We start from the raw sequence: 24,812 nt of genomic DNA, 5'->3' as shown, positions 1-24,812 counted from the left end.
CGCCGGACAGCCCCCCGGTGAGAACGCGCGGTGACGAACGCTGGCTTCGATCCAGGAGCCCACCATGACGACAGCGACACCCAAGCCCGCCAAGCGCCCCCGCGGCGAAGGACAGTGGGCGCTCGGCTACCGCGAGCCCCTCAACGCCAACGAGCAGGCCAAGAAGGACGACAACCCGCTCAACGTGCGGGCGCGCATCGAGAACATCTACGCCAAGGGTGGCTTCGAGTCCATCGACAAGGGCGACCTGCGCGGCCGTTTCCGGTGGTGGGGCCTCTACACCCAGCGCAAGCCCGGTTACGACGGCACGTGGACCGGTGACGAGAACACCGACATGCTCGAGGACTCGTACTTCATGCTGCGGGTGCGCTGTGACGGTGGCGCGCTGTCGGCGGCGGCGCTGCGCACCCTCGGCGAGATCTCGACCGAGTTCGCGCGCGACACCGCCGACATCTCCGACCGGCAGAACGTCCAGTACCACTGGATCCGGGTCGAGGACATGCCCGAGATCTGGCAGCGGCTCGACGCGGTCGGTCTGCAGACCACCGAGGCCTGCGGCGACTGCCCGCGCGTGGTGCTCGGCTCCCCCCTGGCCGGCGAGTCGCTCGACGAGGTCATCGACGGCACGCCTGCGGTCGACGAGATCGTGCGGCGCTACGTCGGCAAGCCGGAGTACTCGAACCTGCCGCGCAAGTTCAAGACCGCGATCTCGGGCCTGCAGGATGTCGTGCACGAGGTCAACGACGTCGCCTTCATCGGGGTGAACCATCCCGAGCACGGGCCCGGATTCGATCTGTGGGTCGGCGGCGGCCTGTCGACCAACCCGATGCTCGCTCAGCGGGTCGGGGTCTGGGTGCCGCTGGACGAGGTGCCGGACGTGTGGGAGGGCGTGGTCAGCATCTTCCGCGACTACGGCTACCGCCGGCTGCGGTCCAAGGCGCGGCTGAAGTTCCTGATCAAGGACTGGGGTGTCGAGAAGTTCCGCGAAGTTCTCCAAGACGAGTACCTCAAGCGCCCCCTCATCGACGGGCCCGCGCCGGATCCGGTGAGCCGGCCCATCGACCACGTGGGTGTGCAGCGGCTGAAGAACGGCCTCAACGCCGTCGGGGTCGCCCCGATCGCGGGCCGGGTGTCGGGCACCATCCTGTCCAAGGTCGCCGACCTCGCCGAGTCGGTCGGCAGTGATCGGATCCGGTTCACGCCGTACCAGAAGCTCATCGTGCTCGACGTCCCCGACGACAAGCTCGACGAGTTGCGTTCCGGCCTGGACGCCCTGGGTCTGCCGTCGACGCCGTCGCACTGGCGGCGCAATCTGATGGCCTGCACCGGCATCGAGTTCTGCAAGTTGAGCTTCGCCGAGACCCGCAAGCGTTCGCAGGTGCTGGTGCCCGAGCTGGAGAAGCGGCTCGAGGACCTCAACGCCCAGCTCGACGTGCCGGTGACCGTCAACATCAACGGCTGCCCGAACTCGTGCGCGCGGATCCAGGTGGCCGATATCGGCTTCAAGGGCCAGATGGTCAGCGAAGACGGAGCCGGTGATCCTCCGGTCGAAGGCTTCCAGGTTCACCTCGGGGGAAGCCTCGGCCTGGACAGCGGCTTCGGCCGCAAGCTGCGCCAGCACAAGGTGCTCTCCAGCGAGCTCGGTGACTACATCGAGCGGGTGGTGCGCAACTTCGTGAAACAACGAGAGCACGGCGAGCGTTTCGCTACGTGGGCTCTACGAGCAGACGACGCGGACTTGAGGTGATGTGACGTGACCGACGTGATGACGGAGACGGATCTGCAGCAGCTGGCCGAGCGCGGTGCGGCGGAACTCGGGCCGAACGCCTCGGCCGAGGACTTGCTGCGCTGGACCGACGAGAACTTCGGCGGCGAGTACATCGTCGCCTCGAACATGCAGGACGCGGTGCTGGTCGACCTGGCCGCGAAGGTGCGCCCCGGGGTGGACGTGCTGTTCCTCGACACCGGCTACCACTTCGTCGAGACCATCGGCACCCGCGACGCCGTGGAAGCGGTCTACGACGTGAACGTGGTGAACGTGCGGCCGGAGAAGTCGGTCCCCGAGCAGGACGCCCTGTTCGGCAAGAACCTGTTCGAGCGCAGCCCCAACGAGTGCTGCCGGATGCGCAAGGTGGAACCGCTGTCGAAGGCGCTGCGCGGCTACTCGGCGTGGGTGACCGGCATCCGCCGGGTCGAGGCCCCCACTCGCGCCAACGCTCCGCTGATCAGCTGGGACAAGGCGTTCGGGTTGGTGAAGATCAACCCGCTGGCGGCCTGGTCCGACGACGACATGCAGGACTACATCGATACCCACGGTGTGCTGGTCAATCCCCTTGTCGACGAAGGCTATCCGTCGATCGGATGCGCGCCGTGCACCGCCAAGCCGATTGTCGGCGCCGACCCGCGCAGTGGACGCTGGGCCGGGCAGTCCAAGACGGAGTGCGGGCTGCACGCATCGTGAACGCGGGGGTGGGCACGCTGGTGCTGACGGCGCACGGCAGCGCCGATCCCCGCTCGGCCGCCACCGCGCGGGCGATCGTCGCGTGCATCGGGCGCCTGCGGCCCGCGCTGGACGCCCGCGTCGCGTTCTGTGAGCAGAACGAACCGAACCTGGCCGACGTCCTCACCACCGTCGGGCGAGGCGCGGTGGTCGTGCCGCTGCTGCTCGCCGATGCCTACCACGCCCGTGTCGACATCCCCGCGATGATCGCGGAGTCCGGGTCCGACGCGCGCCGGGCGGCCGTTCTCGGTGAGGACGATCGGCTGATCCACGTGCTGCGCCAACGGCTCGAACATGCCGGGGTGTCCCGGCTCGACCCGGATGTCGGCGTGCTGGTCACCGCGGTCGGTTCGTCGCACGCGCAGGCCAATGCCCGCATCGCCACGGTGGCCCGGGAACTGACGCTGACCACACGGTGGACAGCGACCACCGCGTTCGCCACCGGCCCGGCGCCCTCGTTGGCGGACGCGGCCGCCGTCCTGCGGGAGCGTGGCGCTTCCCGGCTCGTCATCGCCCCCTGGTTCCTGGCGCCCGGGCGTATCACCGACCGCGTCGCGGAATTCGGACGCGCACAGGGCATTTCGATGTCGGCACCACTGGGCGCGCATCGCCAGGTGGCCGAGACGGTGCTCGACCGGTACGACGCCGCGCTGATCGCCCGCGCCGCGGCTTAGATCACATCTCGTTCCCTTGACCCCTATACCTATAGGGGTATACCCTCGCCGTATGTGTTAGATACCCCCCCGGGTATATGAAGGAGTGGGAACAGTGAAGTTCATCCAGTACTACCTCGACTGTCTGTCGCACGCGTCGTACCTCATCGCCGACGAGGAGTCCGGTCGCGCGGTCGTCATCGACCCCCAGCGGGACGTGTCGGAGTACGTGGCCGACGCCGAGGAGCTCGGCCTGCGCATCGAGCTCGTGATCGAGACGCACTTCCACGCCGACTTCCTGTCCGGCCATCTCGAGCTCGCCGACGCGACCGGGGCCACGATCGTGTACTCGTCGGTGGCCAAGACCGAGTTCGACGTGATGGGCGTCGAGGACGGACAGCGGTACTCGCTGGGCGCCGACAACGGAGTCACGCTGGAATTCCGCCACACGCCCGGACACACACCAGAGTCCATGAGCGTGGTGGTTTACGAACACGCGGACGACGCCGTCCCGTACGGCGTGCTCACCGGAGACACCTTGTTCATCGGCGACGTCGGCAGGCCCGATCTGCTGGCCTCCATCGGCTTCTCGCGTGACGAGCTGGCCGACATGCTCTACGACTCGCTGCACGACAAGCTGATGACGCTGCCCGATGCGACGCGCGTCTATCCCGCCCACGGCGCCGGCTCGGCCTGCGGCAAGAATCTCTCCACCGAGCTGTGGTCGACCATCGGCGATCAGAAGCAGAGCAACTACGCCCTGCGGGCACCGGACAAGGTGGCGTTCGTCGCGCTCGTCACCGAGGGTCAGCCGCCCGCGCCCGGGTATTTCGTCTACGACGCGATCCTCAACCGCAAGGACCGCGCCCTGCTCGACGAAACGCAGATGCCGGCGGCGATGACCTATGCCGGGGTGCTGGACGCGCTGCAGGCGGGCGCCGTGCTCGTTGATGGCCGCGCGCCCGAGGAGTTCGCGCTCGGGCACTTCCGCCAGGCCGTCAACATCGGGCTCGGCGGCCGCTACGCCGAGTTCGCCGGCTCGGTGGTCACACCGGACACCGACATCGTGTTGATGACCGAGCCGGGTCACGAACTCGAGGGCAAGAACCGGTTGGCGCGCATCGGCTTCGACCGGGTGATCGGCTATCTCGCCGATCCCGAGCAGGCGATGTTGGAACACCCCGAGCAGGTGCAGATCGCTTCGCGGTTGTCGGCCAAGGCTTTCGACGAACGCGCGACGGCCGTCGCCGGCCTGCAGATCGTCGACGTCCGCAACCCGGGCGAGGCCGCCGCGGGCATGATCCCCGGCGCGGTCAACATTCCCGTGGGCCAATTGCCGGACCGGCTGGACGAATTGAATCCCGCCGCACCCACAGTGGTCTACTGCGCGGGCGGATATCGATCATCGGTGGCGGCAAGTGTGCTGCGCCGCAACGGTTTCACCGACGTCAGCGACATCCTGGGCGGTTACCACGCCTGGGACGAGATCACGCAGAACGCCTGAGCGATGATCGCGCTGACGGTGGTCCTCGCTGTGGCGGTCGGGCTGTCGCTGGGCTTGCTCGGCGGCGGTGGGTCGATCCTCATGGTGCCGCTGCTGGCCTATGTGGCCGGTCTCGACGCCGCACACGCGATCGCGACGTCGCTGCTGGTGGTCGGCGTGACGAGTGTGGTCGGTGCGGTGTCGCACGCCCGGGCCGGCCATGTGCGGTGGCGGACCGGCCTCGAATTCGGGACGGCGGGCATGCTCGGCGCGTACGCGGGCGGTTGGGCGAGCCAGTTCCTCCCCGGCTCGCTGCTGCTGGTGGGGCTGGCCGCGGTGATGATCACCGCGGCGATCGCGATGCTGCGCGGACGCCGCGCCCCCACCGGCGCCGAGCGGCCCGGACGCCACGTCGCGCTACTGGCGCAGGGCCTGGCGGTCGGCGCTGTGACGGGCCTGGTCGGTGCCGGCGGTGGATTCCTCGTGGTGCCCGCGCTGGCGTTGCTGGCCGGGTTGCCGATGGGCGCCGCGATCGGCACCTCGCTGGTGGTCATCGCGATGAACTCGTTCGCCGGGCTGGCGGGACACCTGACCGCCGGCGCGATCGACTGGCGGCTTGCGGCGATGGTGACCGCCGCCGCGGTGGCCGGTGCGCTGGCCGGATCGCGGTTGACCGCTCTGATCAGCGTGGACGCTCTGCGCGTCGGCTTCGGCTGGTTCATCCTGGGCATGGCATCGGTGATCCTGGCCGAGGAGATTCATCCGGCCGTCGGCGCGCTGGCGGCAACGCTGACCGCGGTGGGCGGCCTGATGTATGCGTCCTGCAGGGCGGGATACTTCTGCCCGCTTCGTGCGTTATACCCCCGTGGGTAACATGCAGATCATCGTCCGAAGAGTGGTGGAAGGGAGCCGTCGTGGTTGGTGATGAGGAGGCCATCAGCGCCGTTCTGAACCGGCTCCGCCGGGCCCAGGGGCAGCTGGCCGGCGTGATCTCGATGATCGAGCAGGGCCGCGACTGCAAGGACGTCGTGACCCAACTGGCCGCGGTGTCCCGAGCGCTGGACCGCGCCGGCTTCAAGATCGTCGCGACGGGGCTGCGGGAGTGCGTCGCCGACGGGAGCGCGGCGGACGGCAAGCGCGAGATGAGCGTCGACGAACTCGAGAAACTGTTCCTCGCGCTGGCCTGAGCTACCGGAGTCGGGCGGGTTCGCCGTCGGTGACCGCAGCCTGGTCCCCCGGCGCCTCGTCGGGCAACGTCGGCACCCGGGTGGCCCGCACGTAGACGGTGTCGCCCTGCTTCAGGCCGAGCGCCTCGGCGTCGCCGCGGGTGATCTGCGCGGTGAACGGCGTGTGCGTGGCTGCGTTGGTCAGTTCGACGCGCACCTCGAAGCCGAGCATCACGATCCGATCGATCACCGCCTTCGTCACGCCGGTGGCCTGAATCGAATTGTCACCGTTGGCGATAGCCATGTCTGGGTTGCGGCCGACGCGGATGTCGTGCGGGCGCACCAGCGCGCCGTTCAGCGGCGACACCGCACCCAGGAACGACATCACGAACGCGTTGGCCGGGCTGTCGTACACCTCGGTGGGCGAGCCGACCTGCTCGATGCGGCCCTTGTTGAGCACCGCGATCCGGTCGGCGACGTCGAGCGCCTCCTGCTGGTCGTGGGTGACCAGGACCGTGGTGACGTGCACCTCGTCGTGCAGACGGCGCAGCCACGCCCGCAGGTCCTCGCGCACCTTGGCGTCGAGCGCGCCGAACGGCTCGTCGAGCAGTAGTACCTGCGGGTCGACGGCGAGCGCGCGGGCCAGGGCCATGCGCTGGCGCTGCCCGCCGGAGAGCTGGTTAGGGTAGCGGGTCTGGAAACCGGCCAACCCGACCACCTCGAGGAGGTTGTCGACCTTCTCGGTGACCTCGGCCTTCGGCCGTTTCCGGATCTTGAGCCCGAATGCGACGTTCTCGCGCACCGTGAGGTGCTTGAAGGCGGCGTAGTGCTGGAACACGAACCCGATGCCGCGCTTCTGCGGCGGCACGTCGGTGACGTCCCGGCCGTTGATCGTGATCGTGCCCGAGTCCGGCTCGTCGAGCCCGGCGATGGCCCGCAACAGCGTCGACTTGCCCGACCCGCTGGGCCCGAGGAGCGCAGTCAACGAACCGGCGGGGACAACGAAGTCGACGTTGTCGAGCGCGGCGAAGTCGCCGTAGCGCTTGTTGGCGCCGGTCACGGTGATCGCGTGGGTCATGATCGTCGGACTCCCGAGTCGTAGTCGGTCTTCATTTTGCGGCCTTGGCCCGGCGAGCGTCGAGGATCACCTGGGCGACGAGGACGAGAACCGCCACACTCATCAGCAGGGTGGCGATCGCATAGGCGCCGTACTCGGCGCCACGGTTGTACCGGTCGGCGACCAGCAGCGTCAGGGTCTGCGACTGGCCGGGCAGGTTGGACGACACCATGATGACCGCGCCGAACTCGCCCAGTGTGCGCGCGACGGTGAGCACGATGCCGTACGTCAGCCCCCACCGGATGGACGGCAGCGTGATGCGCCAGAACGTCTGCCACCACTGCGCGCCCAGGGTGGCCGATGCCTCTTCCTGATCGGTGCCGATTTCGTGCAGCACCGGCTCCACCTCGCGAATCACGAACGGCACCGTGACGAACACGCTCGCCAGCACGATTCCGGGAAAGCTGAAGATGATCCCCAGCCCCAGGTCGTTCTGCACGAACCCGAACAGCCCCGCCGAACCCCACAACAGGATCAGCGCGACACCGACCACCACCGGGGACACCGCGAACGGCAGGTCGATGATCGCCTGCAGGACGCTCTTGCCGCGAAACCGGTTGCGCGCCAACACCAATGCCGTCGGCACTCCGAACAGGACGTTGAGCGGCACCACGATGGCGACCACCAGCAGGGAGAGCTGCAGCGCCGAGATCGCGGCGGGGGTACCGACGGAGGCGAAGAAGGCGCCGACGCCCGGGGAGAACGTGCGCCACAGGATCAGGCCGACGGGGACGAGGACCAGGATCGCGATGTAGCCGATCGCGACCCACCTCAGCAGGAGCCGGACGGCCGGGGAGAGGATCACGTCGCGAGCTCCTCCCGCTTGGCGGCCCGGGCGCCGACGGCCCGCAGAATGAACAGCACGACGAACGAGATGACCAACAGCACGATCGAGATCGCGGCGGCACCCACCCTGTCGTCGTTCTCGATCAGCGTGCGGATCCACTGCGAGGACACCTCGGTCTCGCCGGGCACCGCGCCGCCGATCAGAACGACGGAGCCGAACTCCCCGATCGCCCGCGAGAACGCCAGGCCGGCGCCCGACAGCAGGGACGGCAGCAGCGCGGGCAGGATCACCTTGGTGAAGATCAGGTGGTTGTCGGCGCCCAACGATGCGGCCGCCTCCTCGACCTCGCGGTCGAGCTCGAGCAGCACGGGCTGCACCGATCGGACCACGAACGGCAGCGTGACGAACAGCAGCGCGATGCCGACACCCCACTTGGTGTGCTGCAGGTGCAGCCCGACCGGACTGTTGGGACCGTAGAGCGCCAGCATCACCAGGCTCGCCACGATGGTCGGCAGTGCGAACGGCAGGTCGATCACCGAATCGACCAGCCGCTTGCCCGGGAAGTCGTCGCGGGTGAGCACCCACGCGACGATGAGTCCGAACACCGCGTTGATCAGCGTCACACCGATCGAGATCGTCAGAGTGACACGGAACGACTCCAGCGCGGCGTTGGACGTGACCGCCCGCCAGAACGCGTCCCATCCGCCGGTCGCGGACTGCCACACGATCGCGGCGAGCGGGAGCAGCACGATCACCGACAGCCACAGCGTCGCGGCGCCGACCCGCAGCGAGGTGCTGCCGTGGCGGTTGCGCCCCCGGAGGCGCGTCGTCGGGTCGACCTCCGCGACGGTCGAGGTCATCCCGTGGCCTGCTTGTAGATCTTGGTGATCGAGCCGTTCTCCTTGTCGAACAGCGCAGGGTCGACGTCGCCCCATCCGCCCATGTCGGCGATGGTCCACAGCTTCTGCGGCGCCGGGTAGTCCTTGGTGAACTGGGCGGCCACGGCCGGATCGACCGGCCGGAAGCCCGCCTCGGCCCACAGCTTCTGGCCCTCGGGGGTGTAGAGGAAGTTCTTCAGCGCGGTGGCCTGCTCCTGATGCTGTGACGACGACACCACGGCGACCGGATTCTCGATCTTGAAGGTCTGCGGCGGGTTGACGTGCTCGACGGGCTTGCCCTGGCGCTCGACGTTGATCGCCTCGTTCTCATAGGAGATCAGCACGTCGCCGGTGCCCTGCAGGAACACGTCGGTGGCCTCGCGACCCGAACCGGGCCGGGTCTTGACGTGCTCGGTCACCAACTTGTTGACGAAGTCCAGACCGGCCTGGGGGTTCTTGCCGCCGTCGCTCTTGGCCGCGTACGGCGCGAGCAGGTTCCACTTCGCCGATCCCGAACTCAGCGGGCTCGGTGTGACGACCTCGAGGCCGGGCTGCAGCAGGTCGTCCCAGTCCCGGATGTTCTTGGGATTGCCCTGGCGCACGACGAGCGACACGACCGACCCGAACGGGATGCCCTTGGTGGCGCCGGCGTTCCAGTCCGCGGAGACCTTGTCGGCCTTGACCAGGCGGGTGATGTCGGGCTCGACCGAGAAGTTGACGATGTCGGCCGGCTTGCCGTCGACGACGGCCCGGGACTGGTCGCCCGAGGCACCGTAGGAGGTCGTCACCGCGACACCCTTGCCCTCGGGCGTGGCCGCAAACGCCGGGATGATCTTGCTCCACCCGGGCTCGGGCACTGCGTACGCGACCAGCGTCAGCGTGGTCTCGGCGTTCGACCCGCCACCTTCACCGGCGACGTCGCTGGATCCGCCGCCGCACGCGGCGACCAGCGACGTGGTGAGGGCCAGCGCTGCTGCCGCGCGCCACCGCGCGCCCGGCTTGGTGAGATTCATGGGTGACCTTTCCGTGGGGGAACGAACCTGTCGGGGAGTCCGGTCACGCGGAAGGTGGTGGCGTCGCCGCGCATAGTCGGCACGGGACCATCGTTGCCGAACACCTGACCGCCGATCGGGGTGAGGAGTCAGCAACAACAACAAACATCAGCAACGGCGGAGAAACCGACGGCAATGAGCGCCACAATGTGGCCGCCCGTGGTGCCGCACGCCGTCTGCATGCGCGAACAATAACACCCGTCTCGTCAGCGGGTGAGAAGCCACATCAGGATCACCAGCACGACCAGTGCGATCAGCGCCAGCGTCACCCGGGAGCGAGGCATCCCACTCATCGGTCACTCCCCTCGGTGTCGTCCGCCGCCTCATCGGGCGAATGGCGCAGGCGGTGCTGCAGCTGGATGCCGCGGTCGAGCACCGCGTCCAGGACGACCGCCACGGCGTAGGCCAGAGCAAGCACGACGGGGATCACCACCACCGACTGCGCGACGAACGGCAGCCCCGAGAGCCAGAGCTCTACTCCGTCCCACCAGCTCAGGAATCCGCCCACCCGGCCCACACTAGGCGCACGCCCCGGCCGGCGAGGCGCAGGCGTGTTCGGGTAGACGCCGAGGTACCCGGCAGTCGATGATGAGCAAATGGTTCTGCAGCCCACCCAGGCCGCCTCCAGCGCGGTGAGCGCCAACGGCGAATCGTCGGCATTCGCGCTGGCAACGACGCCTTCGTATGCGAACACGGGTCCGCTGCGCAACCCGTTCCCGCCGATCGCGGACTACGCGTTCCTGTCGGACTGCGAGAACACCTGCCTGATCTCCTCGGCCGGGTCGGTGGAGTGGCTGTGCGTGCCGCGGCCGGACTCACCGAGCGTCTTCGGCGCGATCCTCGACCGCGGCGCCGGTCACTTCCGGCTCGGCCCGTACGGGGTGTCGGTGCCGGCCGCCCGGCGGTATCTGCCCGGCAGCCTGATCCTCGAGACCACGTGGCAGACCCACACCGGCTGGGTGATCGTGCGCGACGCGCTGGTGATGGGTCCGTGGCATGACCTCGAGACCCGGTCACGCACCCACCGGCGCACCCCGATGGACTGGGACGCCGAACACATCCTGCTGCGCACCGTGCGCTGCGTGTCCGGCACCGTCGAACTCGTGATGAGCTGCGAGCCGTCGTTCGACTACCACCGCACCAGCGCCAGCTGGGAGTACTCCGCGCAGGCCTACGGGGAGGCGATCGCCCGGGCGACGAAGAACCCGGACTCCCATCCGACGCTGCGGCTGACCACGAACCTGCGCATCGGCCTGGAGGGCCGCGAAGCCCGCGCCCGGACCCGGCTGTCGGAGGGCGACAACGTGTTCGTCGCGCTGAGCTGGTCGAAGCATCCGGCGCCGCAGACCTTCGACGAGGCCGCCGACAAGATGTGGAAGACCAGTGAGTGCTGGCGGCAGTGGATCAACGTCGGTGATTTCCCCGACCATCCGTGGCGGTCGTATCTGCAGCGCAGCGCGCTGACCCTCAAGGGCCTGACCTACTCCCCCACCGGTGCGCTGCTCGCCGCGCCCACCACATCGCTGCCCGAAACGCCTCAGGGCGAACGCAATTGGGACTACCGCTATGCGTGGGTGCGCGATTCGACGTTCGCACTGTGGGGCCTCTACACCCTGGGCCTGGACCGCGAGGCCGACGACTTCTTCGCGTTCATCGCCGACGTGTCCGGCGCCAACAACGGCCAGCGCCATCCGCTGCAGGTGATGTACGGCGTGGGCGGGGAACGCAGCCTGGTCGAGGAGGAACTGCACCACCTGTCGGGGTACGACAACGCCCGGCCGGTGCGTATCGGCAACGGCGCCTACAACCAGATGCAACACGACATCTGGGGCACGATGCTCGATTCGGTGTATCTGCACACCAAGTCCCGCGAGCAGATTCCCGAGACGCTGTGGCCGGTGCTCAAGGAACAGGTCGAGGAGGCCATCAAGCACTGGCGCGAACCCGACCGCGGCATCTGGGAGGTGCGCGGCGAACCGCAGCACTTCACCTCCAGCAAGATCATGTGCTGGGTGGCGCTGGACCGCGGGGCCAAACTGGCCGACCTGGAGGGTGAGAAGTCCTACGCCCAGCAGTGGCGCGCCATCGCCGAGGAGATCAAGGACGACATCCTGGCCCACGGCGTCGACAACCGCGGCGTGCTCACCCAGCGCTACGGCGACGACGCGCTCGACGCGTCGCTGCTGCTGGCCGTGCTGACCCGGTTCCTGCCGTCCGACGATCCGCGGATCCGCGCGACGGTGCTGGCGATCGCCGACGAGTTGACCGAGAACGGCCTGGTGCTGCGTTACCGCACCGAGGAGACCGACGACGGATTGTCCGGCGAGGAGGGCACGTTCACGATCTGCTCGTTCTGGCTGGTGTCGGCACTGGTGGAGATCGGTGAGATCCACCGGGCGCGGCACCTGTGCGAACGCCTGCTGTCCTTCGCCAGCCCGCTGCATCTGTACGCCGAGGAGATCGAGCCCCGCACGGGCAGGCACCTGGGCAACTTCCCGCAGGCGTTCACCCACCTGGCGCTGATCAACGCGGTCGTGCACGTGATCCGCGCCGAAGAGGAAGCCGACAGCTCCGGCGGATTCCAGCCGGCGAACGCGCCCGTGTAACAGGAACGTTCCGGTTTTGCGTCTGCCTGCGCGCAATGCTGGCAGCACACAGGTTGGCGGCCGACCATCGAACGCATGAACTTTCGTGCCGTAGACGACACGTCTCGTCAGGTCATCGACATCGCCGTGGGCATCCTGATCGGTCTGCGGGGCTGCTCGCGTCGCGAGGCGTTCGACGAACTGGTGCGCGTCGTGCACCAGACCGGCGTCGGGTTGGGCAGCCTCGCCGCGGGACTGGTCGCCGTGGCCACCGGCTCGTCGTCGGCGGACCACGCCGAGGCGTTCGCCGCGTGGGGTGAGCTTCTCGGGCCGCGGCACCGGGCGGCGCTGTCCGCCACGGCCTGACCTCGAGTTCCGTTTACGCGCCGCTACTTCCGAGCCTTGCCGACCATCGCCGTGGCGATCTCGGCGGCCTCACCGGTGATGTTGTAGCCGCACGCCCACGCCTCGACCGTCGCGTTCGACACCGCCGACAGCGCGTGCTGGCACTCCCACCCGTCGGCGCCCTGCTGCGTGGTCATCTGGGTGATCAGGTCGACGCCGCCCGTGTCGGTGGCGTCGACATCCCCCAGCTGCCAGGAGTACTCGCCGTCACCGACGTCGATCGACTCGCCGGCGCAGCCCTGCCAGGTGGTGAAGGATGTATCCAGAAACATCGTGGCCGCCTGCGCCGTCGGATAGAGCACCGCCGTCTGCTCGACCCAGTGGTCGTTGTCGTCGTCGGGTTCGCGGGCCACTTGATCGCGCACCGCCGTCCACCCAGTGCGGGCGTACACCGGCTCCTCGGCGCCGTACACCGCGCCGAGGCAGTCGGGATCCGACACCTCGTCGGAGTGGTCGGTCATCTGGTCGAGTTCGCCGGTGACCTTCATCTGGGTGCTGCCCATGATCCCGTTGACCTCGCCGATCGTGAGTATCAAGCGGCCCAGGGCGGCCTCGTCGAGCACACCGACATCCACCGGGGCGGCCCCCTGGGCACGCACGGCGGCGCCCTCGACGGTGCTCACGCAGCCGCAGAGCAGCCCGGACGCCGCCAGCAGCAGACCGCAGACGCGACGCGTCGGCACAGGTTTCACCGCGCCATTGTCCACCGACGCTCAGCGCTGTGTCGTGATCTTGTTCAGAATCAGGTCGGCGACGCCGACGGCGGGCCGGGCAGCCTGGTCGGCGGGGCGGGGGTCGGCGAGGTCGACCTCGACGATGCAGTCGCCGGCCAGCCCGATCGCACGCTGCGCGGTCGGCGATGCGGTGCCCGCGGCGGTGTGCAGGACGTTCGCCGACACCACCTGTCGCTCGAAGCTGACGTCGGCGATCCTGCTGAGCTCGTCGCCGCCGTCGCCGGCCTCGTGCCGCGTCACCGTCGCTCCGTTGCACCGGCGCCATCGCTCGGTCGCGGCGACGAAGAATTCCTGCGCGGCAGCCGCACTCGTCATCTGCACCACGCCAAAGAAGCCGGTCACCGGTGGACCGTCGAACCCACCTCCTGCCCAGGAGTTCGTGGCGACCGACTGCACCGGACTGCCGTCATAGACGGCCTGCTGCAGCCGGTATGCGGCCCCGGCACAGTCGGGAGGGCTGGTCTCGCCGGCCCCGACGCTGCGCAGCAGCATGTCCGCGCCGCCTTCGACGAGTTGTCCGGCGAAGCCGTTGGGTCCGGTGCCCAGCGTCGTCGACAACTCCTGCGCCGTCGGCAGGAAGTGCCCGAGCGGTATCGCCGCCGTCGGCTGGGCGGCCTCGACGATCCGGACGACAGGTCGGTCGTCCACCGGAGCCCCGGCGCAGCCGGCCAGGACGACGCACGCACCGGCGAGCGCCGCGAGTTTGGTGGACACCCCCCTTCGATAGCATGCCGCGGCCGTGCGCGCGACCGCTTCGGCGAGAACCAGCGGGCACGCTGACGACCCCCAACCCGACATTCGGGCGCCCGAATACGGCGTGTCGTCACCCAAACCGACGTTTGGGCGCAGGATCGCGCTGCGCGGATCTCTTCCTGTCAGGCCGAACCGGCGTTGGTGATCATCGCGGCGACCACCGCCGCGCCCTGGTTGCGCACGTTCGCGCCACACACCAGCGCCTCCACGACCCGGGCGGCCGCCGCTCCCATCGCATGCTGGCAGCGCCCGTGCACCGAGTTCGCGGACGACTGGCTGACGATGCCGTCGCGAACGTCGACCGGTTCGAGATTCCAGGTCGACGGGGTGGCCCCACCCTGCCTGATCGGGGTGCCGGCACACGCGCTCCACGACAGCTTGGCGAGCTCCAGAAGGTGCTGCGCCTGCTGCGGTGAGCCCACGACCACCACGCTCTGGGCGATCGAGTCGCCGTCGCCGGGCTCCTCGGACACCCGGGTCAGCGCCGCGGTGGTCCCGGCGTCCCGGTAGACGTTGGACTCTGCGGCGCGCACCGTACCCACGCAGCCTGGAGGCACCGTGCCGGCCGCGAGCTCGTCGGTCATCTCCCCCGTGTCGGGCTCACTCTGAATTCCCTTGCTGCCCAACACGTCATCGAGATCGACGTCGCTGAGCAGGATCGAATCCAGACCGCCCGCCGGGGCGGCGACGGGCGTGCCCTCGACCCGGGCACCGCATCCCGCCACGACCGCGGCCAGCAGGACAACGACTCCGCGGCTCCCCCTCCGCAGCATGACGGCCCTACTTCTTGGCCTTGTCCGAGGCGGCCTCGGTCGACAGCGCCGCCACGAACGCCTCCTGCGGGACGTCGACCCGGCCGATCGTCTTCATCCGCTTCTTGCCTTCCTTCTGCTTCTCCAGCAGTTTGCGCTTACGCGTGATGTCACCGCCGTAGCACTTGGACAGCACGTCCTTGCGGATGGCCCGAATGTTCTCGCGCGCAATGATCTTCGAGCCGATCGCCGCCTGCACCGGCACCTCGAACTGCTGGCGCGGGATGAGTTCCTTGAGCTTGGTGGTCATCTTGTTGCCGTACGCCGAGGCGCTGTCCCGGTGGACGATCGCACTGAATGCGTCGACGGCCTCGCCCTGCAGCAGGATGTCGACCTTGACCAGCGCGGCCTCCTGCTCGCCCGCCTCCTCGTAGTCGAGGCTGGCGTAGCCGCGGGTGCGCGACTTCAGCGAGTCGAAGAAGTCGAAGATGATCTCGCCCAGCGGCATCGTGTAGCGCAGCTCCACCCGTTCGGGCGACAGATAGTCCATCCCGCCGAGCTCCCCGCGTCGGGACTGGCACAGCTCCATGATCGTGCCGATGAACTCGCTGGGCGCGATGATCGTCGTCTTCACCACGGGCTCGTAGACCTCACGGACCTTGCCCTCGGGCCAGTCCGACGGGTTGGTGACGACCATCTCCGTGCCATCGTCTTTGACCACGCGGTAGACGACGTTGGGCGAGGTGGAGATCAGGTCGAGATTGAACTCCCGCTCGAGCCGCTCGCGGGTGATCTCCATGTGCAGCAGACCGAGGAAGCCGCAGCGGAAGCCGAAGCCCAACGCCACCGACGTCTCCGGCTCGTAGGTCAGCGCCGCGTCGTTGAGTTGCAGTTTGTCCAGAGCGTCGCGCAGCACCGGGTAGTCGGATCCGTCGACCGGGTACAGACCCGAGTAGACCATCGGCCGGGGTTCGCGGTATCCGGTCAGCGGTTCGGTGGCGCCATGGCGGGCTGCGGTGACCGTGTCACCGACCTTGGACTGGCGGACGTCCTTCACGCCGGTGATCAGGTAACCCACCTCGCCGACACCCAGCCCGTCGGAGGCCTTGGGATCGGGTGAGACGATGCCCACCTCGAGCAGCTCGTGGACGGCGCCGGTGGACATCATCTTGATGCGTTCGCGCGGCACGATCTTGCCGTCGACGACACGGACGTAGGTGACCACGCCGCGGTAGGTGTCGTACACCGAGTCGAAGATCATCGCCCGCGCCGGGGCGTCGGCGTCGCCGATGGGGGCCGGCACCTGGCGGACCACCTCGTCGAGCAGTTCGCGCACACCCTCGCCCGTCTTGCCGGACACCCGCAGCACGTCCGACGGCTCGCAGCCGATGATGTGCGCGATCTCTCCGGCGTAGCGGTCCGGGTCGGCGGCGGGCAGATCGATCTTGTTGAGCACCGGGATGATCGTCAGGTCGCGATCGAGCGCCAGGTAGAGGTTCGCCAGCGTCTGCGCCTCGATGCCCTGCGCGGCGTCGACGAGCAACACCGCGCCTTCGCAGGCCTCCAGCGCGCGAGACACCTCATAGGTGAAGTCGACGTGGCCGGGCGTGTCGATCAGGTGCAGGACGTGCTCTTCGTCACCGACTTTCCAGGGCAAACGCACGTTCTGCGCTTTGATCGTGATGCCCCGTTCCCGCTCGATGTCCATCCGGTCGAGGTACTGCGCCCGCATGTCGCGGTCGGCGACCACGCCGGTGAGCTGCAGCATCCGGTCGGCCAGGGTGGATTTGCCGTGGTCGATGTGGGCGATGATGCAGAAGTTCCGAATCAGCGCCGGCGGGGTGAAGGTCTTGTCGGCGAAACTGCTAATCGGGAATCTCCTGGTGAGCGCGGTACGGGTACCGGAAACGGCCAGTCCAGAGTAACGAGCCCACCCCATCGGGACACAATCGACCGATTCGGCGACGCCTAGACTTGGCGGCTATGGCGTCGTCGTCCTCGCCCTTCAAGACCTTCCAGAGGTTGGTGTTCTCCGAAGCGCCCAAGCTCGTACGGCACCTCCAGCGCTCGGAGACCCTGCAGCGCGGGATCGCCCAGGGCATCCGCATCGGTCTGGACGCGATCGCCGGCGCCTCCACCACACCCCAGCCCGCCCTCCCCGCCGGCCGCCCGGTGTCCAACACCTTCGTCCCGACCGCGCACCGGGCCCGCAGGGTCGTCTACGCCCCCGACCTGGACGGCCGCGCCGACCCGGGCGAGATCGTGTGGACGTGGGTGGTCTACGAGGACGACCCCACCCGCGGCAAGGACCGGCCGGTGCTGGTGGTCGGACGTGACCGCAGCGTGCTGCTGGGCCTGATGCTGTCCAGTCAGGACCACCACCGCGACGACCCGAACTGGGTCGGCATCGGCTCCGGATCCTGGGACTACGAGGGCCGGGCCAGTTGGGTGCGCCTGGATCGCGTGCTCGACGTGCCCGAGGAGGGCATCCGGCGCGAGGGCGCGATCCTCGAGCGCGCCACGTTCGAAGCCGTCGCGACCCGTCTGCGGGCCGAATACAGCTGGAGTTAGCCCGGGGTCAGCTCAGCGCGGCGCGCGCCACATCTGCCACATCGTGGGGCCGCCGCCGGGCACGGTGAGCTCGCCGGTCACCTCGAAGCCGAACCGCAGGTAGTACGGCACGTTCGACTCCTTGGTCGACTCCAGGTACGCCGGGGCGCCCTCGGCGTCGCAGCGGTCCAGCCGCGACGCCATCAGCGCCTGACCGAACCCCGCGCCCCGCACGTCAGGGTCGCTGCCGATGACCGCGAGATACCAGTGCGGCTCCTCGGGGTGGTGGCGCTTCATCAGCTCGGAAACCTCCATCCCGCGCTTGGCCTCGCCGCGCATCGCCAGCAGGAAGCTCGGCATCATCGCGAGGTCCTCCCGCGTGGTCGTCTTCCACCGGCCCGGCGGATCCCACAGTGCCGCGGCACCCACCTCGCCGGCGCGGGCGGCCACCTCCACGGCCTCCCCGGCGAGGAAGTGGTGCCGCGTCATCGCGGCGAAGATCCGCGGCAGCGCGCTGGCCCGCCGCGCGTCGTCGGGCACCATCCACATCATCACCGGATCGTCGAAGAACGCCCGCCCCAGCACCCGCGACAGCGCCTTGACGTCCGGTCGGCGGGCCGCGGCGACATCGATGGTCACGCGGAAAAACCCTACGCCGCGGAGCCGATCCGCAGAAGCGGCACCACGCCCTCGCCGACGTGGCGGATCTCGTCGATCTGCGGATACCCGGACAGGATGAACTCGGTCGCTCCGACATCGACGTAGCGGCCGAGCACAGCGGCGACGTCGGTGTAGCTGCCGACGGCCGCGGTGCCCGCACCGTCGCGGACCAGGCTGGGTCCCGCCCACAGGCCCGGCTCGATCTCGAGGCTGCGGGCGTCGCGCAGCACCCCGTCGGTCAGCGCCGCCATCCGCCGCTGCCCCTCCGACACGCTCGCGGTGTAGCGGGCATGGGCCTGCGCCACCTGCTCGGGTGTCAGGTCGGCGAGCAGTTCCTCGGCCCGCTGCCACGCCTGCTCGGTGGTGGGCCGGGCCACGGTGTGCAGGCGCACCCCGAACCGCAGCGTGCGGCCGTGCTCGGCGGCGGCCGCGCGGACCCGGTCGAACTTCTCGGCGACCTGCTCGGGAGTCTCACCCCAGGTGAGGTAGACGTCGGCGTGCTCGGCGGCCACCGCGATGGCCTCCGGCGACGAGCCGCCGAAGTAGACGGTTGGCCGGGTGGTGACCGGGTAGGCGGTCTTGGCGCGCTCCACGGTGTAGAACTCGCCGTCGAACGAGAACTCGCCACCGGACAGGATGCCGCGCACGATGGTGAGGAACTCACCGGTGCGCCGGTACCGCGCCGACTTGTCGACGTCGTCACCGAAGCGGCGCATCTCGGCGTCATCCCCGCCGGTAACGACGTTGAGCGCCAACCGGTTTCCGGTGAACCGCTGGTAGGTGCTGACCTGCTGGGCCGCCAGGGTCGGGGAGAGCACCCCCGGCCGGAAGGCGACCAGGAACTTCAGCGCGCGGGTGTGCTGGGCCAGCGCCGCGGTGGCCAGCCAGGAATCCTCACAGTAGGAACCGGTCGGGGTCAGGGCGGCCTCGAATCCGAGATCCTCGGCGGTGCGCGCCAGCGTGGTCAGGTTCTCCAGCGACGGCTCCAGGTAGGACGGCACCCGGGCCCCGGCGCCGGCCTGGTTGTCCGCGATCGTGGCGGTGTCCCCGTGGGTGGGCAGATACCAGTGCATCCGCGGTGCGCCGCTCATGACGCCGCCCGGTTGCGGGTCGTGAGGCGCTCGACGCGCGGGATGATCTCGGCGGCAAAGCGTTCCATCTCCGCTTCGAAGGGTTGAAAGGCCAACATGAAGGTCTCGATCCCGTCGCCGTGCCAGTCCACGATGCGCTGCGCGACGGTGTCGTAGTCGCCGACGAGACCGGCGGCGGTGCCGCCGTTGGGTCCGATGTGCGGACGCTCCCGCAGCCGCTGCCACATCACCGAGGCCGGATCGGTGTCGGTGCTGAAGCGTTCGATCGTGTCGCCGTCGCCTGCCTTGTCCGCGGCGTTGAGTTCCCAGTGGTGGCGCAGCAGGTCCTCGGCCTCACGACCGGTGGGCGCGGTGACGACGAACGCCGCCAACCCGAAGCGGATCGGGTCGAGACCGGTTCGCGGGCGCCGCCGCACATCGGCGAGGAGATCTCCGGCCTCGGCCCGGGACTGCCCGTTGAGGAACAGCACGTCGGCCTCGGCCGCGGCCAGGTCGCGCGCCGGTGCGGACTCGCCGCCGAGGTAGATCCGGGGCCGGCGCCGGTAGGTGCCGGTGGGGTGCAGCACGAAGTCGTCGACGTGAAAGTACTTGCCGTGAAACGTCGTCCGCTCCCCCGCGAGCAGGCGGCGGACGATGTGCAGCCACTCCGACCCGTACACGTAGCGCTCGCCGTGCGCGAGCATGCCGATGCCGGAGCGCTCGAGATCGGGGATCCACCATGCGTTGACGACGTTGACGGCGAACCGCCCGCCGCTGATCTCCTCGATGCCCTGGGCCTGCTTGGCCAGGATCGTCGGGTGGATGATCGACGGCTTGACCGCCGCGATGATCTCGATGGACTCCGTCAAGGCGGCCGCGGCGGCCGCCGCGCTCCATGCGTCGAGTTGGTCGAGCGACTCGTCGAGCGGGTTCATGGTGTGCTGCGCGATCAGCGTGGAGTCGAACCCCAGCCGCTCGGCGAGCAGGATCTGATCGCGCACCCGCCGCCACGACGCGTCGACCGGATCGTCCGGATGACAGAGGGCGGCCATCGTGCCGTGGACGTTGGCCCACACCCCGAACCGGGGACGGTCAGTCATGAGTCGAACGTCGCATCTTCGGCGGCGCGCACGCCAGGGTTACGGCCACGGTGATCCGAATTGTGCTGCGCCCGTTCGAATACAAGTTCAGATCACGGCGATCCCTAGCCTGGGCGCACTCCCGTCGGCACCGTAGCTTCGTCAGCCGTGATCGAGATAGAGAACCTGACGAAACGGTTCGGCGACCGCACCGTCCTCGACGGCATCAGCCTGTCGGTGGCCGACGGTGAGATCCTGGCCGTCGTCGGCCCCAGCGGTGCGGGCAAGAGCACGCTGTCCCGTTGCATCAGCTTCCTGGAACGGCCCACCAGCGGCACCGTGCGCGTCAACGGCAAGGACTTCACCACACTCTCGGCCGAGGACCTCGTGGCGGCCCGACGCAACATCGGGGTCATCTTCCAGACCGCACCCCTGTTGCGCCGCCGCACCGTCGCCCAGAACGTCGCACTGCCGCTGGAGTACCTCGGCGCCACCGCCGCGTCGGTCGACCGGCGCGTCGGCGAACTCCTCGAGCGTGTCGGCCTGACCGACCGCAGTGCCGCGTTCCCCGGGCAGCTCTCCGGCGGGCAGAAGCAGCGGGTGGGCATCGCGCGCGCCCTTGCCCTCGGTCCGTCGCTGCTGCTCTCCGACGAGGCGACATCGGGACTCGACCCGGCCACCACCAAGTCGATCCTGGCGCTGCTCAGTCACCTTCGCGACGAGTACGGCCTGTCGATCATCCTGATCACCCACGAGATGGAGGTGGTGCGCGAGATCGCCGACTCGGTGGCCAGGATCGCCGACGGACGCATCATCGAGAGCGGGTCGGTCGAGGACATCATCCTCGACCCGGAATCGGTTCTGGCCCATGAACTCCTACCCGACCGGCCGAGTGTGCCGCTGCGCGGCGACGGCGAAGTGTGGGAGGTCTCGTATGCCTCGCGCGACGTTCCGCTCGACTGGCTCACCTCGATTCAGGACGCGCCCGGCCTGTCGGGCACCCGGGTCAGCGTGCTGAGCGCCAGCGTGGAGTCGATCCGCGGAATCGCCGTCGGCCGAGCGGTGCTGGCGCTCTCGCCGGGCGCGCCGTCCGGTTTCGCGCGCTACCTGACCGAGCGCGGGCTGCACGTCCGGACGGCCGCACGCCCGTCCGCGGAGGCCGCGACATGACCACGTCCCTGTTCGCGCAGGAGGACTTCAGCACGCCGTGGCACAAGGTGCCCGAGTTGCTGCTGCCCGCCTACGTGGAAACCTGGCTGATGGTCGGCATCACGATGCTGCTGGTGGTGCTGATCGGCATCCCGGTCGGGGTGATCCTGCACAACACCTCCGATCTGGGGCTGCACCCCAACCCGCGGGTGTTCGCGGTTCTCAACACGGTCGTCAACATCGGCCGCTCGCTGCCCTTCCTGATCCTGATGGCGGCCATCATCCCGGTGACCCGCTTCCTGGTGGGTACCACGATCGGTATCCCCGCGGCGATCGTGCCGATGACCACCGCCGGCGTGCCGTTCTTCGCGCGCCTGGTGCAGAACGCCCTGCGGGAAGTGCGTTCCGACGTCACGGACATGGGGCAGGTGTCGGGCGGCTCCACGTTGCAGGTGATCCGAACCGTGCAGCTGTCCGAGGCGCTGCCCGCCCTGGCGGGCGCCCTGACCGTGAACACCATCGCGATGATCGACTACTCCGCCATCGCCGGATCCATCGGCGCCGGCGGCGTCGGCAACCTCGCAATCACCTATGGCTACAACCGTTTCGACGACAACATCATGATCGCCACCGCGGTCTCGCTGATCATCACCATCGCCGTCGTCCAATTCGTCGGCGACCGCGTGGTCAAAGCCCTCACCCCGTAACAGGCACGGAAGGAAACCCATGACCGACCAGATCAGCCCGCCCTCAGGGTCGGGTCTCGACATCGAGATCAAGAAGAAGAAGCGCTGGCCGTGGATCGCGGCCGCGGCGGTGGTCGTCCTGGCCGTCGCCGGCGGCATCTCGTATGCCCAGTTCTCCAACAAGGACAAGCCGTTCGGCACCAACCTGCCGGTGGCGACGTGGAGCACCGACATCGCCGCCGAGAACCTGCTCAGCTACATCGCCACCAACATCGCGCCCGACCACGGGATCACCATCGAACCCGTCAAGATCGACAACCTCATCGAGATCAACCGTGCCGTCGACGCCGGCACGGTCGCGGGCAACTTCTTCGAACACCAGCCGTTCCTCAACGACGCGATCGCCGCCAACGGGTTCCAGCTGACGCTGGCCGCGCCGACGTTCACCTGGGATCAGGCCACCTACTCCGACAAGTACCGCAGCTGGGACCAGGTGCCGAGCGGCGCCAAGATCGCGCTGCGCGACGATCCCGCCGGACAGGCCATCGCGCTGCTGGACCTCGCCCACGATCAACAGATCACGCTCAAGCCCGGCAAGGACACGCTCGCGGGACTGCCCCAACTCGACGACATCGCCACCAACCCGAAGAACTACCAGTTCGTTCAGGTGCCGATCGGCCAGCTGGCCCGCAGCCTCGCCGACGTCGACGCCGTCGTGGTGCACATCTCCGACGTCTACGCCGCGGGGCTGACCGAAGAGCAGATCCTCGCCCGCGAGCCCGCACCGAAAGGCAGCGAGGGCGGCCTGGTGGTCAGCAACAAGCACATCGACGACCCCAACGTGCAGAAGCTCATCGACACGTTCAAAGATCCCCGCATCGCCGAGTTCCTCGAGACCACCGACAACAAGCTGATCCGGGACACGCTGGGCCCGATCTCGTGAGCGCGCAACGGCCGCTGTTCTACTCGGCCTTCGTGATGAACACCGCATCCCATGTGCTGCACGGGTTGTGGCGGGCACCCGAGGCACGCAACCACGAGTTCAACAAGCTGCGGCACTGGACATCACTGGCCGCCGGCGTCGAGAAGGCCGGCTACGATCTGCTGTTCTTCGCCGACGTGTTCGGATTGCGGGCGCCGTGGAACGGCAACTGGCGCAAAGCCGTCGAGGGCGGCATCCAGGTGCCGGTCAACGATCCGTCGTCACTGGCGTCGGCGTTGGCGGTGGTCACCGAGAACCTCGGCATCGTGTTCACCAGCTCGATCGTGCAGGACCACCCGTTCAACTTCGCGCGCAAGATGTCCTCCCTCGACCACTACACCGACGGGCGGCTCGGCTGGAACGTCGTGACGAGTTTCAACGCCAACATGTTCCGCAGCTTCGGGTACGAGGGCACCCTGAGCCACGACGAACGCTACGAGTGGGCCTACGAGTACGTCGACGTCGCCTACAAGCTGTGGGAGGGCTCCTGGGACGAGGATGCGCTGGTTCAGGACAAGGAACGCGGTGTGCACTCCGATCCGGCCGGCATCCATCGGATCAACCACGTCGGCAAGCGCTACTCGGTCGAGGGTCCACATTTCTCGTCTCCGTCGCCGCAGCGCACCCCGGTGCTGTTCCAGGCCGGTGCTTCGCCTGCGGGACAGCTGTTCTCGGCGCGCAACGCCGAGGGTGTGTACATCAGCAGCCCCGACCCGGCGGCCGCGTACGCGCTGACGTCCGAGACGCGCGCGCTGGCCGCCGAGCACGGCCGAGACCCCGATGACATCGCGTTCGCGCAGGGGTTGTCCTTCGTCGTCGGCGACACCCACCGCGACGCGGTGCGGCGTCATGACGAGATCAAGCGGTATCTCGATCTGGAAGGCGTTGCGCTGCACGCGCTCGGCGATGCCGGCGTCGACGCCGGCCACCTGCCCCTGGACACGCCGATCAGCCGGCTCGGCGAGTTCACCGGCGTGCAGGGCTTCGCGCGGTGGGCGGCCGAGGCGTCCGGCAATGCGGAGCCGACGATCCGCGACCCGGCCTGGGTGCTCGAGGGCGCCAACCGGGTGGTCGGCACCGCCGAGGAGATCGCCGACCGCCTGGAAGAGTGGCGGGAGGCCGGCGTCAACGGCATCAACGTCTACCACGCGACGGTGCCGGGCTCCTTCCAGGAGACGGCCGACCGCCTGTTCCCGACGCTGCGGGAACGCGGCCTCATCGCCACCGACAAGTCGGGGACGTTGCGCCACAAGCTGCTCGGGCGCGGCGACCGGCTGCCGGCATCGCACCCGGCCGCGGCCTACCGCGGCGCGTTCAGCGACAACACGCTGCTCGACCCCGTCATCCCTGGGTGATGTAGGCCTGCAGGCGCTGCTGCTCGGTCTCCAGCTCCTCCATCCGCGTCTTGACGACGTCCCCGATGCTGACGATGCCGCGCAGCCGCCCGTCGACCACGACGGGGACGTGGCGCACCCGGTTCGTCGTCATCAGCGCGCTGAGGCTGTCCACCGTGTCGTCCGGGGAGCACGTCGCCACCAGCGTGGTCATGATGTCGGCCACCGGGCGGCGCAGCAGGTCGGCGCCGACCTCGTGCAGTCCCCGCACCACGTCGCGCTCGGACACGATCCCTTCCAGTCCGTCGGCCGAGACCACGACCATCGCGCCGATGTTGTGCACGGCCAGTTCCGTGAGCAGGCCTGCCACCGATGTCTCTGGGGTGATCGTCGCCACGGACGCCCCCTTGGTGCGCAGCACGTCGGATATCCGCATC

At 68.8% G+C, this 24,812-nt stretch carries 27 protein-coding genes; 13 read left to right on the top strand and 14 right to left on the bottom strand.

The annotated features are described in order from the left end of the window. The first annotated feature begins 64 nt into the window (after positions 1-64). The 6 genes from MCHLDSM_RS00515 (at position 65) to MCHLDSM_RS00490 (ending at position 5,823) form a co-directional block, all read left to right on the top strand. On the top strand, positions 65-1,747 hold the full coding sequence (locus tag MCHLDSM_RS00515) for a nitrite/sulfite reductase (RefSeq protein ID WP_048468364.1): 1,683 nt from the start codon (positions 65-67) through the stop codon (positions 1,745-1,747). A gap of 18 nt (positions 1,748-1,765) precedes the next feature. Next, entirely contained in the window at positions 1,766-2,461 is a 696-nt protein-coding gene (locus MCHLDSM_RS00510) for a phosphoadenylyl-sulfate reductase (protein ID WP_407661915.1), read from the top strand. Beyond that, a complete protein-coding gene (locus MCHLDSM_RS00505) occupies positions 2,440-3,174 on the top strand; it encodes a sirohydrochlorin chelatase (RefSeq protein WP_048468362.1) in 735 nt (244 codons plus the stop codon). Before MCHLDSM_RS00510 ends, MCHLDSM_RS00505 begins: the two co-directional genes overlap by 22 nt. Before the next feature lie 94 nt (positions 3,175-3,268). After that, the gene (locus MCHLDSM_RS00500) at positions 3,269-4,657 is read left to right on the top strand and encodes an MBL fold metallo-hydrolase (RefSeq protein ID WP_048468361.1); all 1,389 of its coding nucleotides are present in this window, start codon (positions 3,269-3,271) and stop codon (positions 4,655-4,657) included. A gap of 3 nt (positions 4,658-4,660) precedes the next feature. After that, on the top strand, positions 4,661-5,509 hold the full coding sequence (locus MCHLDSM_RS00495) for a sulfite exporter TauE/SafE family protein (RefSeq protein ID WP_048468360.1): 849 nt from the start codon (positions 4,661-4,663) through the stop codon (positions 5,507-5,509). 41 nt (positions 5,510-5,550) lie between these two features. Next, the gene (locus MCHLDSM_RS00490; protein WP_048468359.1) at positions 5,551-5,823 is read left to right on the top strand and encodes a metal-sensitive transcriptional regulator; all 273 of its coding nucleotides are present in this window, start codon (positions 5,551-5,553) and stop codon (positions 5,821-5,823) included. A 1-nt stretch (position 5,824) separates the two neighbouring features. On the opposite strand, the gene MCHLDSM_RS00485 is transcribed toward MCHLDSM_RS00490, so the two are convergent. The 6 genes from MCHLDSM_RS00485 to MCHLDSM_RS00465 all read right to left on the bottom strand — a co-directional run bounded on the left by MCHLDSM_RS00485 (position 5,825) and on the right by MCHLDSM_RS00465 (position 10,153). Next, complete coding sequence (locus tag MCHLDSM_RS00485) at positions 5,825-6,880, bottom strand: sulfate/molybdate ABC transporter ATP-binding protein (RefSeq protein WP_048468358.1); 1,056 nt, start codon at positions 6,878-6,880, stop codon at positions 5,825-5,827. Between the two features lie 31 nt (positions 6,881-6,911). Continuing rightward, positions 6,912-7,724, bottom strand: a complete 813-nt coding sequence (gene cysW / locus MCHLDSM_RS00480; RefSeq protein WP_048468357.1) for a sulfate ABC transporter permease subunit CysW — start codon at positions 7,722-7,724, stop codon at positions 6,912-6,914. Then, positions 7,721-8,566, bottom strand: a complete 846-nt coding sequence (cysT, locus tag MCHLDSM_RS00475; RefSeq protein WP_048468356.1) for a sulfate ABC transporter permease subunit CysT — start codon at positions 8,564-8,566, stop codon at positions 7,721-7,723. Before cysT ends, cysW begins: the two co-directional genes overlap by 4 nt. After that, positions 8,563-9,597 (bottom strand): sulfate ABC transporter substrate-binding protein, encoded by a 1,035-nt coding sequence (locus MCHLDSM_RS00470; RefSeq protein ID WP_048468355.1) that lies wholly within the window; start codon positions 9,595-9,597, stop codon positions 8,563-8,565. The genes cysT and MCHLDSM_RS00470 overlap by 4 nt, the downstream gene beginning before the upstream one ends. 128 nt (positions 9,598-9,725) lie before the next feature. After that, a complete protein-coding gene (locus tag MCHLDSM_RS40275; protein ID WP_407661913.1) occupies positions 9,726-9,818 on the bottom strand; it encodes an Ms4533A family Cys-rich leader peptide in 93 nt (30 codons plus the stop codon). Between the two features lie 107 nt (positions 9,819-9,925). Then, a complete protein-coding gene (locus tag MCHLDSM_RS00465) occupies positions 9,926-10,153 on the bottom strand; it encodes a hypothetical protein (protein ID WP_234713798.1) in 228 nt (75 codons plus the stop codon). 79 nt (positions 10,154-10,232) lie between these two features. Here MCHLDSM_RS00465 and MCHLDSM_RS00460 point away from each other — a divergent pair, with 79 nt between their 5' ends. Further along, complete coding sequence (locus MCHLDSM_RS00460; RefSeq protein WP_048468353.1) at positions 10,233-12,242, top strand: glycoside hydrolase family 15 protein; 2,010 nt, start codon at positions 10,233-10,235, stop codon at positions 12,240-12,242. A gap of 75 nt (positions 12,243-12,317) precedes the next feature. Beyond that, on the top strand, positions 12,318-12,587 hold the full coding sequence (locus MCHLDSM_RS00455) for an ANTAR domain-containing protein (RefSeq protein WP_048468352.1): 270 nt from the start codon (positions 12,318-12,320) through the stop codon (positions 12,585-12,587). A 23-nt stretch (positions 12,588-12,610) separates the two neighbouring features. Here MCHLDSM_RS00455 and MCHLDSM_RS00450 read toward each other — a convergent pair whose 3' ends face one another. The 4 genes from MCHLDSM_RS00450 to lepA all read right to left on the bottom strand — a co-directional run bounded on the left by MCHLDSM_RS00450 (position 12,611) and on the right by lepA (position 16,804). Beyond that, a complete protein-coding gene (locus MCHLDSM_RS00450) occupies positions 12,611-13,318 on the bottom strand; it encodes a sensor domain-containing protein (protein ID WP_407661914.1) in 708 nt (235 codons plus the stop codon). A 21-nt stretch (positions 13,319-13,339) separates the two neighbouring features. Further along, positions 13,340-14,074, bottom strand: a complete 735-nt coding sequence (locus tag MCHLDSM_RS00445) for a sensor domain-containing protein (protein ID WP_048468351.1) — start codon at positions 14,072-14,074, stop codon at positions 13,340-13,342. Between the two features lie 161 nt (positions 14,075-14,235). Continuing rightward, on the bottom strand, positions 14,236-14,886 hold the full coding sequence (locus tag MCHLDSM_RS00440; RefSeq protein WP_060937640.1) for a sensor domain-containing protein: 651 nt from the start codon (positions 14,884-14,886) through the stop codon (positions 14,236-14,238). A 7-nt stretch (positions 14,887-14,893) separates the two neighbouring features. After that, positions 14,894-16,804, bottom strand: coding sequence for a translation elongation factor 4 (lepA, locus tag MCHLDSM_RS00435; RefSeq protein WP_048421496.1), 1,911 nt, complete (start codon positions 16,802-16,804; stop codon positions 14,894-14,896). Between the two features lie 44 nt (positions 16,805-16,848). Between lepA and MCHLDSM_RS00430 the strand changes: the two genes are divergently transcribed. After that, the gene (locus MCHLDSM_RS00430; protein ID WP_048468349.1) at positions 16,849-17,436 is read left to right on the top strand and encodes a type II toxin-antitoxin system PemK/MazF family toxin; all 588 of its coding nucleotides are present in this window, start codon (positions 16,849-16,851) and stop codon (positions 17,434-17,436) included. A gap of 12 nt (positions 17,437-17,448) precedes the next feature. On the opposite strand, the gene MCHLDSM_RS00425 is transcribed toward MCHLDSM_RS00430, so the two are convergent. Genes MCHLDSM_RS00425 through MCHLDSM_RS00415 form a run of 3 tightly spaced genes read right to left on the bottom strand, consistent with a single transcriptional unit; the run spans position 17,449 to position 20,245 of the window. Continuing rightward, positions 17,449-18,054 (bottom strand): GNAT family N-acetyltransferase, encoded by a 606-nt coding sequence (locus MCHLDSM_RS00425; RefSeq protein ID WP_048468348.1) that lies wholly within the window; start codon positions 18,052-18,054, stop codon positions 17,449-17,451. An 11-nt stretch (positions 18,055-18,065) separates the two neighbouring features. Then, a complete protein-coding gene (locus MCHLDSM_RS00420; RefSeq protein ID WP_048468347.1) occupies positions 18,066-19,166 on the bottom strand; it encodes an LLM class flavin-dependent oxidoreductase in 1,101 nt (366 codons plus the stop codon). Further along, positions 19,163-20,245, bottom strand: coding sequence for an LLM class flavin-dependent oxidoreductase (locus tag MCHLDSM_RS00415; protein WP_048468346.1), 1,083 nt, complete (start codon positions 20,243-20,245; stop codon positions 19,163-19,165). Before MCHLDSM_RS00415 ends, MCHLDSM_RS00420 begins: the two co-directional genes overlap by 4 nt. Before the next feature lie 147 nt (positions 20,246-20,392). On the opposite strand from MCHLDSM_RS00415, the gene MCHLDSM_RS00410 reads away from it, so the two are divergent. The 4 genes from MCHLDSM_RS00410 to MCHLDSM_RS00395 are packed head-to-tail and all read left to right on the top strand — an operon-like array spanning position 20,393 to position 24,396. Further along, positions 20,393-21,394, top strand: a complete 1,002-nt coding sequence (locus MCHLDSM_RS00410; protein ID WP_048468345.1) for a methionine ABC transporter ATP-binding protein — start codon at positions 20,393-20,395, stop codon at positions 21,392-21,394. After that, complete coding sequence (locus MCHLDSM_RS00405) at positions 21,391-22,080, top strand: methionine ABC transporter permease (RefSeq protein ID WP_048468344.1); 690 nt, start codon at positions 21,391-21,393, stop codon at positions 22,078-22,080. Before MCHLDSM_RS00410 ends, MCHLDSM_RS00405 begins: the two co-directional genes overlap by 4 nt. A gap of 19 nt (positions 22,081-22,099) precedes the next feature. Next, positions 22,100-23,002, top strand: a complete 903-nt coding sequence (locus tag MCHLDSM_RS00400) for a MetQ/NlpA family ABC transporter substrate-binding protein (RefSeq protein WP_048468343.1) — start codon at positions 22,100-22,102, stop codon at positions 23,000-23,002. A 35-nt stretch (positions 23,003-23,037) separates the two neighbouring features. Beyond that, positions 23,038-24,396 (top strand): NtaA/DmoA family FMN-dependent monooxygenase, encoded by a 1,359-nt coding sequence (locus MCHLDSM_RS00395; protein WP_048468453.1) that lies wholly within the window; start codon positions 23,038-23,040, stop codon positions 24,394-24,396. On the opposite strand, the gene MCHLDSM_RS00390 is transcribed toward MCHLDSM_RS00395, so the two are convergent. Continuing rightward, positions 24,383-24,811: a CBS domain-containing protein gene (locus tag MCHLDSM_RS00390; protein ID WP_048468452.1), complete on the bottom strand. Its 429-nt coding sequence runs from the start codon at positions 24,809-24,811 to the stop codon at positions 24,383-24,385. The genes MCHLDSM_RS00395 and MCHLDSM_RS00390 overlap by 14 nt on opposite strands. Position 24,812 lies beyond the last annotated feature (1 nt).

Source organism: Mycolicibacterium chlorophenolicum (assembly GCF_001044235.1).
In the GTDB taxonomy this organism is placed as follows: domain Bacteria; phylum Actinomycetota; class Actinomycetes; order Mycobacteriales; family Mycobacteriaceae; genus Mycobacterium; species Mycobacterium chlorophenolicum.
Note: the sequence above shows the minus strand (reverse complement) of the source record. Positions and strands in the feature narration are given on the sequence as shown.

Coding starts and splice junctions, on each gene's coding strand:
- MCHLDSM_RS00515 (WP_048468364.1), top strand. CDS start 65: ATGACGACAGCGACACCCAAGCCCGCCAAGCGCCCCCGCGGCGAAGGA.
- MCHLDSM_RS00510 (WP_407661915.1), top strand. CDS start 1,766: ATGACGGAGACGGATCTGCAGCAGCTGGCCGAGCGCGGTGCGGCGGAA.
- MCHLDSM_RS00495 (WP_048468360.1), top strand. CDS start 4,661: ATGATCGCGCTGACGGTGGTCCTCGCTGTGGCGGTCGGGCTGTCGCTG.
- MCHLDSM_RS00485 (WP_048468358.1), bottom strand. CDS start 6,880: ATGACCCACGCGATCACCGTGACCGGCGCCAACAAGCGCTACGGCGAC.
- cysT (WP_048468356.1), bottom strand. CDS start 8,566: ATGACCTCGACCGTCGCGGAGGTCGACCCGACGACGCGCCTCCGGGGG.
- MCHLDSM_RS00470 (WP_048468355.1), bottom strand. CDS start 9,597: ATGAATCTCACCAAGCCGGGCGCGCGGTGGCGCGCGGCAGCAGCGCTG.
- MCHLDSM_RS40275 (WP_407661913.1), bottom strand. CDS start 9,818: ATGCAGACGGCGTGCGGCACCACGGGCGGCCACATTGTGGCGCTCATT.
- MCHLDSM_RS00460 (WP_048468353.1), top strand. CDS start 10,233: ATGGTTCTGCAGCCCACCCAGGCCGCCTCCAGCGCGGTGAGCGCCAAC.
- MCHLDSM_RS00455 (WP_048468352.1), top strand. CDS start 12,318: ATGAACTTTCGTGCCGTAGACGACACGTCTCGTCAGGTCATCGACATC.
- MCHLDSM_RS00440 (WP_060937640.1), bottom strand. CDS start 14,886: ATGCTGCGGAGGGGGAGCCGCGGAGTCGTTGTCCTGCTGGCCGCGGTC.
- lepA (WP_048421496.1), bottom strand. CDS start 16,804: ATGGGGTGGGCTCGTTACTCTGGACTGGCCGTTTCCGGTACCCGTACC.
- MCHLDSM_RS00430 (WP_048468349.1), top strand. CDS start 16,849: ATGGCGTCGTCGTCCTCGCCCTTCAAGACCTTCCAGAGGTTGGTGTTC.
- MCHLDSM_RS00420 (WP_048468347.1), bottom strand. CDS start 19,166: ATGAGCGGCGCACCGCGGATGCACTGGTATCTGCCCACCCACGGGGAC.
- MCHLDSM_RS00415 (WP_048468346.1), bottom strand. CDS start 20,245: ATGACTGACCGTCCCCGGTTCGGGGTGTGGGCCAACGTCCACGGCACG.
- MCHLDSM_RS00405 (WP_048468344.1), top strand. CDS start 21,391: ATGACCACGTCCCTGTTCGCGCAGGAGGACTTCAGCACGCCGTGGCAC.
- MCHLDSM_RS00400 (WP_048468343.1), top strand. CDS start 22,100: ATGACCGACCAGATCAGCCCGCCCTCAGGGTCGGGTCTCGACATCGAG.
- MCHLDSM_RS00395 (WP_048468453.1), top strand. CDS start 23,038: ATGAACACCGCATCCCATGTGCTGCACGGGTTGTGGCGGGCACCCGAG.
- MCHLDSM_RS00390 (WP_048468452.1), bottom strand. CDS start 24,811: ATGCGGATATCCGACGTGCTGCGCACCAAGGGGGCGTCCGTGGCGACG.